The sequence below is a fragment of the Hylemonella gracilis ATCC 19624 genome, assembly GCF_000211835.1.
GTDB classification, from domain to species: domain Bacteria; phylum Pseudomonadota; class Gammaproteobacteria; order Burkholderiales; family Burkholderiaceae_C; genus Hylemonella; species Hylemonella gracilis.
Genome location: NZ_AEGR01000109.1, coordinates 99326 through 112708 on the forward strand (window position 1 = coordinate 99326; position 13383 = coordinate 112708).

The window sequence follows — 13383 nt, forward strand, 5'->3', positions numbered from 1 at the left end:
AGCGCGACACAGGAAAACAGCCTAAGATTTTTCACTGAGAAACCAGGAACCCGCCATGAGCAGCCTCCTCAGCATCAGCGCCAGCGCTTTGACCACCAACCAGAACGTCTTGAACGTGATTGGCAACAACATTGCCAACGTCAACACGGAAGGCTACTCGCGCCAGCAGGCGATCCTCAAGTCCATCCCCGGCCAATACATGGGCACCGGCTACTACGGCAAGGGGGTCGAGATCTCGACGGTCACCCGGATTTACGACACGTTCCTGACCCGCCAGGCCGCCACCACCAAGTCGGTGGCCGCGGGTGACAGCGTGCGCTCCACCTACATGCAGCAGCTCGAGAGCCTGTTCCCCGGTGGCGAAAGCGGTCTGGGTGCATCGGTCAGCGATTTGCTCAACTCCTTTTCCGACATCGCCAACGCGCCGACCGACCTGACCGCCCGAGGCGTCACGCTGGCGCGCGCCGAGGAGCTGTCCAATCGCTTCCAATCCACGGCCGAGTCCATCAACGAGCTGCGCATCGGCGTCAACCAACAGCTGGACGTGGACATCGCCGCGATCAACAACCTGTCCCAGCAAATCGCCGCGGTGAACAAGCAGATCACGCAGGCCCTGGGCAGCGGCCACACGCCGAACGACCTCATGGACAAGCGCGACCAGTTGGTGCGCGACTTGAACAAGTACATTCAAACCTCCAGCGTCACGGCGGACGATGGCTCACTGACCCTGTTTGTCGGAGGCAGTCAGCCCCTGGTGATGGGGAACACGGCGTCCACGGTCGCGCTGGTGAGTGATGATTTCAACAATCCGAATCAACGCAAGTTCGCGATCACCTTCAATGGCAAGGAACGCGTGATCGACACCGGTCTGCTGGGGGGCGGCGAGGTCACGGGTCTGCTGCGCTTTTCCAACGAAGATCTGGTGCAGGCCGAGAACCTGCTGGGCCGCATGGCCCTGTCCATCGGTACCGTGATGAACAACCAGCAGGCCCTGGGCCTGGACCTGAATGGCAAGACGGGCAACCCACTGTTCAACCTGGCCAGCCTGCCCGCCGCCTATTCCGCCAAGCAAAACACCGGCACCTTGAACAACCTGTCGGTGGGCATCTCACTGAACGACAGCACCGGCACGCCCGACGGCATGCAGGACTTTCTCGCCAGCAACTACGAGATCACCTTCACGAGCACCGGCGCGGCGCCGTTCACGGCCGTGGTCACCCGTCTGTCCGATGGCGTGCAGCAGACCGTCAGCTTCGCCGACAACGTGGCCAATGCCTCGACCAACCTGGAAGGTGAATTCGACGGCCTGCGCCTGTCCTTCGCCGCCGCGGATGTTCCCGCCGTGGGCGACCGTTTCGTGATTGCGCCCTACTCTGCCGCATCGCGCAGCCTGACCGTGGCGTTCACGTCGCCCAAGGAATTGGCCATGGCCCGTCCCATCACGGCCGAAGCGGCTTCCTACAACAAGGGGGCGCTCACGCTCTCGGGTCTGGCCACGCGCAGCGTGCCAACCACGCCCGGGCCGGACGTGAGCTTGGTTTTCCTGACGTCCACCCAATACATCCGCACGGACGATGCCTACTACACCGGTTCGCCCCTCGAAGCGGCGATCACGGCGGGCCTGAGGGCCGGCGACCCGGTCTATGACGCCGCCGTGGTGGACTACCAGACCAATGCCACCGCAGGTGAGCTTTACAGTTACACGCCGGGCAACCCCATCGAGGCGGACGGTCGCACCACCAACCTGCCTTTCGACCCGACCACGGAGTGGGGCTGGTCGCTGACGCTCAAGGGCGTGCCGCAACCCGGCGACAGCTTCACGGTCAAGACGAACCCCTACACCCAGCTGGACGCCGCGAACGCGCAGGCCATGATGGATCTGCGGGACATGAAGCTGTTCGACAAGGCTCCGCTGACCGATGGATACGCGAGCCTGATTGCCGACATCGGCACCAAGACCCTAGGTGCCAAGCAGACTGCGGCAGTTTCAGAACAAATTGCCGTCAGCATCGAGCAGGACCGCACCGCCATCAGCGGCGTGAACTTGGATGAGGAGGCCGCGCGCTTGCTGCAGTTCCAACAGGCCTACCAGGCTGCGGGCAAGGCCATGCAGGTGGCGCAGACCCTCTTTGACACCCTGATTGCTTCCGTGCAGGCTTGATGTGCGAGCTTGCTTGCCCCCGGAACTGATAACGGCACGAAATACTCCAAACTGAAACTCGGCATCTCCCGCCACCGGAAAGGACCTCACCATGGCCATGCGACTTGGCACCGCCAACTCCTACGACCGCACGCTCAGCATCCTGACCCAGCGCCAGGTTGAACTGTCCCAGCAGCAGGAAAAGCTGGCTGCGGGCAAGAAAGTGCTGCGTGGCAGCGACGACCCCACGGGTGCCGCCCAGGCCGAGCGCGCGATGACGCGCTCGACCCGCGTGGACGTGGAAGTGCGTGCGCTCAACCTGCAGCGCAACACGGTCGCCTTGACCGAGGGCACTTTGGGCAACAGCATGGACCTGCTGCAGAAGATCCGAGAGAAACTGGTCTATGCGGGTGATGGCGCCCTGACTCCCGACGACCGCGCCGCCCTGGCGCTGGAAATCAAGGGCATGCGCGACCAGTTGTTCGGCTACGCCATCAAACAAGACAGCAACGGCATTCCGCTCTTCGGTGGCTTGGGCAGCGCGCCGCAGGCCTTCACCGACGAGGTCACTGGCGTGACCTTCAACGGCACCACCGGTAACCGCGCCAGCACCCTGGTCAGCGTGCCCGGCACCATGGATGGTCAGGCCGTCTGGATGAACGTGCCCACGGGCAACGGCATCTTCACCACCGACCTGGGCATGGGCACGATCCCAACCTCGCCGACGGCCTTGATTGGTAACTTCACCACCGGCGTGCCCGCCAGCCCGACTGACCCGGACTGGACCTACGACAAGACCATGAACACGGTCAATAAGGGCGAGGTCTGGGCAGGTGTGGGCCAAGTGGTGGACCCCGCGGCCTTGACCGGCAACAACTACATCGTCCGCTTCAACGTCACGCCCCAACTGGCCGAGCCCGCCCCCGTCTCGACCAATCCGGACAACTGGACGCTGCCCGCCGTCGTGACGTATGACGTCTACCGCTACGACCCCATCGCCGACCCCACCGGCGCGGCGGCCGTCGCCGTGGCGTCCGACCAGCCTTACACCGAGGGGCAAGACATCATCTTCGACGGCGTCTCCATCACGCCGAATGGCAAGCCCGCCGACGGCGACACCTTGAGCATCCAGGCCAGCAAACGCACCGACCTCTTCGCCGTGCTGGACGACGCGATCGCCGCGATCGATGGCGCCGCCAACGGCTACCAGCTGTCGCAAGACCTGGCCGTGGCGCTCACGCAGCTCGACAGTGGCAAGGAGCGCCTGTCCTCGGCACGCAGCGAGGCGGGGGTGTTGCTCAACCGCACCGACATCATCGAAACCACGCAGGGCGACAAGACCCTGCAACTCGCCGCCGACCGTTCACGCGCCGAGGACATGGACATGATCAAGGGCATCTCGGACATGCAGAACATGCAAGTCGGCTACCAGGCCGCGCTGCAGACGTACGCGCAAGTCCAGCGGCTCTCGCTGTTCAACTTCATCAGCTGACCCCGCGGTCCGCCCCACTCCAACCCTGCGAGCGCTGTCCGACCTTCACCCTCCGGTCGGGCAGCGACTGCTTCAACGCGCCACCACCGACACCTCACCATGAGCGCGTCCCCCCTGGCCTCTTTGACTCTGAGCCATCGACTGCTCTGGGACCGCCAGCGCGCGCTGGCCGGTGCCCAGCTGCTGATCGACACATTGCCCGACGCCGACATCTCCGGCGCCGGCTATGCCCGCTACCTCTTCGCCACCTTGGCCGATCTGTGGCCGCCGCATGCGCCGCCGCTGCTGCTGACCTTGCGTGACCCGGCCCTGCTGCTGGACATGCTGACCCAGGCTCAAGCTGCGGAGAAGTCGGACGCACGCCGCGTGGTTCCAAAGGCCGGCGATGCGCCGCAGGGTCTGTGGATCGCCCTCGGCCCGGAAGCGCAGCGCGATCCAGTGCTGGGCCCACGCGCGCGTCAGGCGGCCGCGCGCGGACTGCCCGTGCTGTGGACCACCAGCCAGGATACGGGCGCGCAGTTCATTCTCCAGGCGCCCGAGCGGCGCTTGCTGGCCGCGCAAGCCCTGGACATGAGCGACAAGAACGCGCAGACCTGGGCGGTCGCTGGCTGGCCGGTGGAAGACACGCTGCGTGATCTGCCAGACGCGGCCCGCGCGCCCGCGCGTTCTTCCATCCTGGCCGTGCTGCAGGCCATCGAGGACGACGCCTCGGACGACGACATCGAGGCCCTGCTCTGCGCCGATCCGGTGCTGTGCCATCGTTTCCTGCAGCGGGTGAACAAGGCGGCGGCTCGAGAACGCGGCTCCATCGACACGGTACGCCGCGGCCTGCAGGTCTGGGGTCTCAAGCACGTCTATGCCTGGCTGCACGCGCAACAGGCCAACTCGGACGACCTGCCGGACTTGCGTCCCGTGCGCATCGGCATGGCCGTGCACGCGCACCTGGTCGAGCATCTGCTGGACCCGGGTGACGAGGAAGACCTGCGCCGCGAGATTTACCTGTGTGGCTTGTATGCGCAAATGGAACGCCTGGTCGGCGAGTCGCTGCCCAGCCTGCTGCGCGGCCTGCCGCTGTCGCAGCGCATCCAGCAGGCCTTGCTGGAAAGGAGCGGTCCCTACTATCCGGCGCTGCAACTGGCCGAGACGATCGAGGCGGGCGACGCACGGGGCCAGCGTCTGCTGGCCGAGAGCTATGGCTACGCCAACGAGGATCTCAGCCGCGCCGTGCTGCGCACGCTGGCCCAGGCGCTGACCCGCCCGCACAGCCTGGGCTTGATCCCGGGCGCGGCCGCCTTGAACTGACACGCGCGCGACAAGGGACGGTGCCGATGGCGGCACGCGCGGGCATACTGGCCCGCATGCCGACCCTCTACCTCGTGCGCCATGCTCAAGCCTCGTTCGGCGCCGCCGATTACGACCGGCTCAGCGAGCTCGGCGAACGTCAGAGCGAGCGATTGGGCCAGTACTGGCGCGCTCGCGAACGGGGCGATCAACCGCGTTTCGAGACGGTGCTGACTGGCACGCTGCGACGACATGCCCAGACTTGGGCGGGCATCGCCCGGGGATTCGGTCTCACCCTGACCCGCGAAGATGCGCGACAAACGCCTTTACGCTTGCCGGGGCTCGACGAGTACGACAGCGGCGCGCTGATCGAAGCCTTGGGCGCCGTGCCGCCACAGCCTGGTGTGGCGGACACAGCAGACACACGCCGCGCGCATTTCCGCTTGCTGCGCAGCGCCCTTCAACAATGGGCGGAGGGCGCCATCGCGCCGCGCGGCATGCCTTCCCACGCCGAGTTCTCGGCGGGCGTGCGCGCCACCCTGGACCATGTGCGCAGCCACTGCACGGGGGATGTGTTGATGATCTCCAGCGGGGGGCCCATCTCGAACGCCGTCGCCCAGATCCTGGGCGCGCCGGCGCAGACTGGCATTGAGCTGAATCTGCGGCTGCGCAACAGCGCCATCACCGAGTTCGATTACACGCCACGCCGCTTCAGCTTGGTGAGCTTCAACGCGGTTCCGCACCTGGACGAGCCCGGTCTCGGAGACTGGGTCACCTACGCCTGAGCGCGCGACTATCAGGCGTCAGGGGAATATCCGATCAGCACGGCAAGCTCGCGCCCAAGCAGGGCAGGGTCTTGCATATTGCGTTCGATCAGTTGCCGAAGGTGCGTCACGCTGTCCAAGTCGATGTGCGCGCACTGCAGGCCCACCTGCCAGACCGTGCCAAAGCCATCGGCGGCCGGGCCTGCTTGCTGCACCCGAGCCACGGCCACGTCCATCGCGATGTAGTCGGTGGCCGACAGGGCCAGGCGCAGTCTGCCTCGTCCGCCTTGCGTCGGCAGGGTCGTGCCGGCGCCCGCGCGCAACTCGGTCAAAGCGCCCTTGAGCGAGATGTCCACCACCTGCACGTCGAGCACGCCACTGCTCAACGTCAGGCGGGCCGGTGCTTGGAACACCGAACGCAGGAAGCGCCGGTAAGCAAGTTGTTGGGTCAGTGCCATGGGCTTGAGCTCAATCAGATCGGTCTTCCCCAATGAGGGGGTGAAGGGTGCGGAAAAGATTTTCTTCAGGACACGCAACATGGGTGGCTATTGTCAGGCCAAAGGCCCTTCCACCAAAGTGTTCGCGGGCAGGCGGTCAATTTCGTCCAGCAGGGCGGCCAAGGCCCGTCCTTGGGCCTCCAGCAACGCGTGACCCTGCTCGGCCGTGGCCGCCGCCGCGTCGCCCACGGCACCAGCAGGGTTGTAATCTTGCATCTGCCAGGCGAGCTTGGCGCTGCGGCCGTTGCCCAGGATGGGAAAGCGCGCCGCGCGCGCCTGGGACGCGGAATCGAAACGCCGGGCCTGCGCCATGCGGACCCGCTGCGGCGTCAGGGCCAGCATCATGGCCGTCTCGATCTGCCCCGCGTGAATGCCATAGCGGTGTTCTTGCGCGCTGAACAGCCCGTCCACTTCGGGCGGCAGGGGCAGATTGAAGGTGTTGACGCTGTAGACCAGCACGCCCAGCCGAGCGCGCAGATCGCGCGCCACCACGTCGAGCAGGCCCACCTGTCCACCATGGGCATTGAGCAGAACCAGCTTGCGCACGCCCGCGCGCGCGACCGACTCCCCCAGGGCCGTCCACAGACCAATCACCAGCGACGCGGGCAAGGTCAGGGTGCCGGGATAGGCTTGGTGCTCGGGACTGAACCCCACGTCCTGCGTGGGCAGGAACAACACCGGCAAATCACCCAGGTGCGGGAGGCTGGCGGCCACCACGCCATTGACCAGGTCGTGATCCACGCTCAGGGGCAGATGCGGGCCATGCTGCTCCGTCGCGCCCAGCGGCAGAACAGCGATGACGCGCGCGCGTTGCGCCTCGTCCATCCGGACGAAATCCTGAGTCGTGAGGTCGGCCCAGGCATGGCTGGGGGCAAAAGGGTTCATCGTGCGTACATCCAGCGCCGAGACCAGGGCAGGTTCGTGGAAAGCCGCCCCGACTTCCCACACAAGACCTGGTAGAGCGAAATTTCGTCATTGTCGAACGCCCACTGGCAGCCGGCAAGGTAGATGCGCCAGATGCGCCAGGTTTTCTCGGGGACCATGCTGCGCAAGCGGTCGGAGCTGGCCTCGAAGGTGTGGCTCCAAAGCCCGGTGGTGTGCATGTAGTGGCGGCGTAGGCTTTCCACGTCCAGGGCTTCCAGGCCACCCAGCTGCATGGTGCGCAGCACGGTGCTGATGTGCGGCAGCTCGCCCTGCGGAAACACATAACGATCCACGAAGCGCCCGCCGCCATGCGAGGTTTCGCCGTTGTTCGGGTCGGTCGAGGTGATGCCGTGGTTGAGCACCCAGCCATCGTCGGTCAGCAGCTTGCGGATCTGGGCGAAGTAGGCTTCCAAGTAGTCCAAGCCCACATGCTCGAACATGCCGACGCTGGTGATGCGGTCAAACTGCCCCTCGACATCGCGGTAGTCCTGCAAGCGGATCTCGATCTGCTCCTGCAGGCCGGCCGCCTTGACGCGCTCGGTGGCCAGGTCAAACTGGTTCTGCGACAGCGTCACGCCCACGCACCGCGCGCCGTACTTCTGCGCGGCGCGGATCACCAGGGCCCCCCAGCCACAGCCGATGTCCAGCAGGCGGTGCCCGGGCCGCACCTGGACCTTGTTCAGGATGTGGTCGATCTTCTTGAGCTGCGCCTCTTCCAAGGTTTCGTCGCCATTCTCGAAGTAGGCACAGGAATAGACCATGCGCGGGTCCAGCCAGGTTTGGTAGAAGGCATTGGACACGTCATAGTGGTATTGGATGGCTTCCCTGTCGCTCTTCTTCGTGTGCTTGAAACGCCGCACGATGCGCGTCAACCGTCCCTCGGTCCGGCTACCGGCCTCGGCCATCTGGTGTCCCAACGCCAGGATGTCGTCGACGCGGCCCTCGACGTCAAGCAGCCCCTCCACGTACGCTTCTCCCAGACTGTCCAGGCTGGGGCTCAGCAGGTGCTTCACCGCGCTGGGTTTGAGCAAGCGGAGGGTCACCAGCGGGGTGTCGAAGTCACCGAGCTTGATCCCGCCGCCTTCACCGTGCTTTTCGCCGAACTGCACCAGCACCGGCAAATTGACTTTCTTCTTGAACTTCGTCACCCAGGGGGTCAACGCGGCTTCCATCTTGCTGGCTGCAACCATCACTACAACTCTCCACGAACACGGGTTTTGTTACAGGATTGGGACCGATGGAAGATTATGACCACCAGGCACGGACGACACAGCCCCAAGGATGTAACCGAGGTTTGCAGACCGCTTATTCCTTCACAGGTTTGTGAGATTGCTGGCCCCCCAAGAGGCTGGCTTAACATCGACCGCACCATGCTGCGTCGTTCGCGTCTTTCGCTTCTCACCCGCTCCTTCCTCGTCGGCGGTCTCGGTCCCCTGGCTCTGCTGATTGCGCTGGCCCTGCACGGCGCGGCGCATGCCCAAGCGTTCCTGAGCAGTGCAGTCACGGCAGCAGGGGCGGTGGTGCAAACCGGCCAGGCGCGCACTGAACTCGTCGCTCATGCGCCCCAGGGCATCGCGCCTGGACAGACGTTCTGGGCCGGCCTGCGCATCACGCACGCCAAGGACTGGCACACCTATTGGAAAAATCCCGGCGACTCAGGTCTGCCCACGGAGCTGCGCTGGACGCTGCCGCCCGGCATCCAGGCCGGCGACATCGCGTGGCCGGCCCCCAAGAAATTCGCGATCGGCGCGAGCGACCCGCTGATCAACTACGGCTACGAGGACACGGTGCTGCTGCCCGTGCCTCTGACGGTCAGCAAGGACTTCCAAGTGGCGCCGGGGCAGAACGACTTGACCCTCCAGTTGCAAGCCAGCTGGCTGATCTGCCGCAGCGAATGCATCCCCGAGGAAGGCCGCTACACCCTGCGCATTCCGCTGCGCGGCGCGACCAGCCTGGACGCCCAGGCCTTTGAAGCCGCGCGACGGGCGCACCCGCGCGACGTGGCCGCGGGCGAGAGCCACATCCAGATCGAGGGCGACCACCTGAAGCTGACCGTGGCCGACCTGCCGCAGCGACTGCGAGGGCAGAAGCTGGATGCTTTTCCGGAAACAGTCGATGTGCTGAATCCTTCCGCCCCTTGGACACAGGCTTGGCAAGGCCCGCTGTGGACGGCCACCTTGCCCCTCTCGGCCCAACGCAGCGCCAGCCCGGTCGTGCTGCCGGTGGTGCTGACCCTGGCACAGGGCTCGGGCTCGGGCTCCGCGCACCGCAACGCCAGCGAAGGCTGGCGCGTCGAGCTGCCCGTGCGCGGTGCCTGGCCTGCGGCCGCCGCACCCGTGACCCTCTCGCCCGCGCTGCAGGAGGCGCTGGACGCCAAGGCCGCCAGCACGCGCAGCGCCGCCAACGTGACGTCCCTCACTTTCGGCGCGGCCCTGGCGCTGGCCCTGCTGGGCGGGCTCATCCTCAACCTCATGCCCTGCGTGCTGCCCATCCTGGCCATCAAGGTGCTGGGCTTCGCCCAGCATGCCCAAGACCGGCGCACCCTGCGCTTGAGCGGATTGGCCTACACGGTGGGCGTGCTGCTGAGTTTCCTCGCACTGGGCCTCGCTCTGCTGGGTCTGCGCAGCGCGGGGGAAAGCCTGGGCTGGGGTTTCCAGTTGCAGAGCCCGGTCATGGTGGCCGCGCTGGCCGCGCTCTTCACCGTGATCGCGCTCAACCTCGCGGGCCTGTTCGAATTCGGGCAGATGGCGCCAGGAAGACTGGCCACCCTGCAGGCCCGCCACCCGATGTTGGATGCAGCGCTCACGGGTGTGCTGGCGGTGATCGTGGCATCGCCCTGCACCGCGCCCTTCATGGGCGCCGCCCTGGGCCTGGCCGCGACCCAGCCCGCCGCCCAGGCTTTGGCCATCTTCGGTGCGCTGGGTCTGGGCCTGGCCCTGCCCTACCTCGCGGCCACCTTCATTCCGGCCGTGGCCCGGCTGCTGCCCCGGCCTGGCGCGTGGATGTTGACGCTGCGCCGTGTGCTCGCTTTCCCCATGTTGCTGACCGTGGTCTGGCTGGTCTGGGTGCTCGGCCACCAAAGCGGCGTGGACGGCGCCGCGACCTTGCTGGTGCTGCTGGTGCTGCTTGCGGCCCTGGTGTGGGTGCTGACGCTGCAGGGCCGCGCGCGCATCATGCTGTGCGTCGTGCTGCTCGCCGTGGGCGGCTGGTTCGGGGCCACCTTCGGTCCCTCCATGTTCTCCGACGCGGCGTCCGTCGCTGAATCCCAGACCCGTGACGATGCAGGCTGGCAAACCTGGAGCCCGGCGCGTGAACAAGCCCTGCTCGCGCAGGGGCGGGCCGTCTTCGTCGACTACACGGCCGCCTGGTGCGTGACCTGCCAGGTCAACAAGCGCACCACCTTGAATGACGCGCAGGTGCTCAAAGCCTTCGCCGCGCGCGACGTCGTGCTGCTGCGCGCCGACTGGACGCGACGCGACCCGGCCATCGGCGCGGCACTGGCGGCGCTGGGGCGCAGCGGCGTGCCCGTGTACGTGCTGCACCGGCCGGCGCGCCCCGAACCCCGGGCGCCGCTGGTGTTGTCTGAGTTGCTGAGTCCAGGCGAGGTGCAGCGCGCCCTGGACACCCTGTGAAACGCTGCGCTCTGGAGCCCGCCATGCTGAACTCCCTGCCACGCCGCTTCTTACTCATGCTTGCCGTGCTGGCCAGCACCTCGGTGCCGCTGATCGCGAGCGCCAGCACCGCACCATCCGTCGGGCAAAACGCGCCCGACTTCACCTTGCAGGACGTCAATGGCAAAACCGTGCGCCTCTCAGACTTCCGCGGGCGTTACGTGGTGCTGGAGTGGAACAACCCCAACTGCCCCTTCGTGCAGAAGCATTACGGCAGCGGCAACATGCAGCAGCTGCAGAAGGAAGCCGCCGCCAAGAATGTCGCTTGGCTCACCATCAACTCGACCGAGGTCGGTCATGGCGACTACCAGCCCCCGGCACAGCTGGCACGCTGGATGCGCGAGCAAGGCGGCGCGCCCGCAGCCACGCTGATGGACGCCGAGGGCGTGGCGGGCAGGGCCTACGCCGCGCGGGTCACGCCGCACATGTACATCGCCGATCCGCAAGGCCGCTTGATTTACGCGGGCGGCATCGATGACAAGCCTTCGGCGCGCGCCAGCGACATCCCCGCCGCCACCAATTACATCCGCGTGGGCCTGGCCCAGGCCTTGGCTGGCCAGCCCCTGAGCCAGGCCACGACCCGCGCCTACGGCTGCAGCATCAAATACAAATGAGCCCAAAGGCCTGGGGCAGAATCCGTCCATGAGCGAGACCCAAACGACCCCAGAGGCCCAAGAGCCCATCTACGTGCCCCATGAAGCATTCCGTGCCGGCCTGCCGGCCGGACAGTTCCGGCTGATCGTCAACCCTGAGCGCGCCAGCAAATACGTCAAGCACCGCCTGATGCTGACGGCGTTGATCCTGCCCGTTGTCGGCGCCGGCATCGGCATGGCTTGGTACGGCTACCCCTGGATCGGCCTGGTGATGGTGTTGCTGGGCGTGGTGGCGCACCGCATCGTCGCGCGCCAGGCGCCCAAGATCCTGCTGCACATGGCCTTGCGCGACGCCAAGATCTACCACGAAGCCATCGACTTCGAGATTCTGGAAGTGCGCCGCGCCCGCTGAGTCCTCGAGTGCGGGGACCAACGGGTCGCCACGGGGCCACACCAAGGGGACGAACACCCCAGTTCTGGCAAAGCGCGGTGCATGCCTGCGACCGGGGGCATCCAGCCACTCGCCGTGCGCGAAGGTGGGGGCTCACAATCCTTGCGACAATCGCGGCATGACCCGCTTTGCCGACCTGAAAAACGACCGCTTCCTGCGTGCCTGCCTGCGCCAGGCCACCGACTACACCCCGCTGTGGCTGATGCGCCAAGCCGGACGCTATCTGCCCGAATACCGGGCCACCCGCGAGCGCGCGGGCAGCTTCATGGGCCTGGCCACGAACGTGGACTACGCCACCGAAGTCACCTTGCAGCCCTTGGACCGCTACGCGCTGGACGCTGCCATCCTGTTCTCCGACATCCTCACCGTGCCCGATGCCATGGGCCTGGGCCTGTCCTTCGCCCAGGGCGAAGGACCCAGGTTCGCCTCGCCCGTGCGTGACGAGGCTGCCGTGGCGGCACTGGCCGTGCCGGACCTGGACAAGCTGCGCTACGTCTTCGACGCCGTGACGTCCATCCGCAAGGCGCTGGACGGGCGCGTGCCCTTGATCGGCTTCTCGGGCAGCCCATGGACGCTGGCCTGCTACATGGTCGAAGGCGCGGGCTCGGACGACTACCGCCTGGTCAAGAGCATGCTCTACGCGCGCCCCGACCTGATGCACCGCATCTTGCAAGTGAACGCCGACGCCGTGGCGGCCTACCTCAACGCGCAGATCGACGCGGGCGCGCAAGCGGTGATGGTCTTCGACAGCTGGGGCGGCGTGCTGGCCGATGGGGTGTTCCAGCAGTTCAGCCTGGCCTACACGGCGCGCGTGCTGGCCCAGCTGAAACGCACCGGCGTGGATGGCCAGGTGGTGCCTCGCATCGTCTTCACCAAGGGCGGCGGCCTCTGGCTGCATGAAATGGGCGCGCTGGATTGCGAGGTGCTGGGCCTGGACTGGACTGTGAACCTCGGCACGGCTCGCGCTTTGGTGGGCGAGGGTCCGCGGGGCAAGGCGCTGCAAGGCAACCTGGACCCGAATGTGCTGTTCGCGCCGCCCACCGCCATCGAGGCGGAAGTGGCCAAGGTGCTGGCCAGCTTCGGCGCGCCCCACACCGACCCCTCGCGCCCCGGCCCCACGCACATCTTCAACCTGGGCCACGGCATCAGCCAGCACACCCCGCCCGAGCATGTGACGGCCTTGGTGGAAGCCGTGCACACGCAATCCCGTGCGCTGCGGCGCGCCTGAAACACGGCCGGGGCGTGGGCGAATTCGACCACACCTCGGAACGGGCTTTGTCAAGGGGGCGCGGGCTTACTTATGCACAAAATCCGTAAGCACTGTGACCTGGCTCAGCCCAACGGCACTCGCCTCGCTACAAAAGCCATAGCGCATCTAAGTTGTTGATTCAGATAGAAATCCTAAATTGCTTTTTTCAAAGGCAATCTGTTGGAAGCCTTGATTTACAAGGCTTGCGCGCGTTTGTCAGGTCAGCTTTCAACAAAGTTATCCACAGAAGTACTGGATTAGTTTTGCAACCCTTGCAGATCAAGCACTTAGCCGCGCTTTCGCCAAACCGAACCAAGATCA

Annotated in this window: 11 protein-coding genes; 8 read left to right on the plus strand and 3 right to left on the minus strand. The window is 66.1% G+C overall.

Annotated features, from left to right (window positions below; all coding sequences use genetic code 11):
• The first annotated feature begins 55 nt into the window (after nt 1-55).
• The 4 genes from flgK (at nt 56) to HGR_RS16380 (ending at nt 5698) form a co-directional block, all read left to right on the plus strand.
• On the plus strand, nt 56-2161 hold the full coding sequence (gene flgK / locus HGR_RS16365) for a flagellar hook-associated protein FlgK (RefSeq protein WP_006299503.1): 2106 nt from the start codon (nt 56-58) through the stop codon (nt 2159-2161).
• A gap of 91 nt (nt 2162-2252) precedes the next feature.
• Nucleotides 2253-3632: a flagellar hook-associated protein FlgL gene (gene flgL / locus HGR_RS16370; protein ID WP_006299505.1), complete on the plus strand. Its 1380-nt coding sequence runs from the start codon at nt 2253-2255 to the stop codon at nt 3630-3632.
• 99 nt (nt 3633-3731) lie between these two features.
• Nucleotides 3732-4934, plus strand: a complete 1203-nt coding sequence (locus tag HGR_RS16930) for a YuxH family protein (RefSeq protein ID WP_006299507.1) — start codon at nt 3732-3734, stop codon at nt 4932-4934.
• A gap of 56 nt (nt 4935-4990) precedes the next feature.
• Nucleotides 4991-5698 (plus strand): histidine phosphatase family protein, encoded by a 708-nt coding sequence (locus tag HGR_RS16380; protein ID WP_039853924.1) that lies wholly within the window; start codon nt 4991-4993, stop codon nt 5696-5698.
• Between the two features lie 11 nt (nt 5699-5709).
• On the opposite strand, the gene HGR_RS16385 is transcribed toward HGR_RS16380, so the two are convergent.
• From HGR_RS16385 to HGR_RS16395, 3 genes are all read right to left on the minus strand, one after another.
• Nucleotides 5710-6135 carry a PilZ domain-containing protein gene (locus tag HGR_RS16385; RefSeq protein ID WP_039853925.1) on the minus strand — a complete coding sequence of 142 codons (426 nt, stop codon included), beginning with the start codon at nt 6133-6135 and terminating at the stop codon, nt 5710-5712.
• Between the two features lie 93 nt (nt 6136-6228).
• Complete coding sequence (locus tag HGR_RS16390) at nt 6229-7059, minus strand: creatininase family protein (protein WP_039853881.1); 831 nt, start codon at nt 7057-7059, stop codon at nt 6229-6231.
• Entirely contained in the window at nt 7056-8288 is a 1233-nt protein-coding gene (locus tag HGR_RS16395) for an SAM-dependent methyltransferase (protein WP_006299519.1), read from the minus strand. Before HGR_RS16395 ends, HGR_RS16390 begins: the two co-directional genes overlap by 4 nt.
• 180 nt (nt 8289-8468) lie before the next feature.
• On the opposite strand from HGR_RS16395, the gene HGR_RS16400 reads away from it, so the two are divergent.
• The 4 genes from HGR_RS16400 (at nt 8469) to hemE (ending at nt 13041) form a co-directional block, all read left to right on the plus strand.
• On the plus strand, nt 8469-10730 hold the full coding sequence (locus tag HGR_RS16400; RefSeq protein ID WP_006299520.1) for a protein-disulfide reductase DsbD family protein: 2262 nt from the start codon (nt 8469-8471) through the stop codon (nt 10728-10730).
• Between the two features lie 23 nt (nt 10731-10753).
• Nucleotides 10754-11383: a thioredoxin family protein gene (locus tag HGR_RS16405; protein ID WP_006299523.1), complete on the plus strand. Its 630-nt coding sequence runs from the start codon at nt 10754-10756 to the stop codon at nt 11381-11383.
• A gap of 28 nt (nt 11384-11411) precedes the next feature.
• On the plus strand, nt 11412-11774 hold the full coding sequence (locus HGR_RS16410) for a hypothetical protein (RefSeq protein ID WP_050797491.1): 363 nt from the start codon (nt 11412-11414) through the stop codon (nt 11772-11774).
• Nucleotides 11775-11931: 157 nt separating this feature from the next.
• The gene (gene hemE, locus HGR_RS16415) at nt 11932-13041 is read left to right on the plus strand and encodes a uroporphyrinogen decarboxylase (RefSeq protein WP_006299524.1); all 1110 of its coding nucleotides are present in this window, start codon (nt 11932-11934) and stop codon (nt 13039-13041) included.
• Nucleotides 13042-13383: the final 342 nt, after the last annotated feature.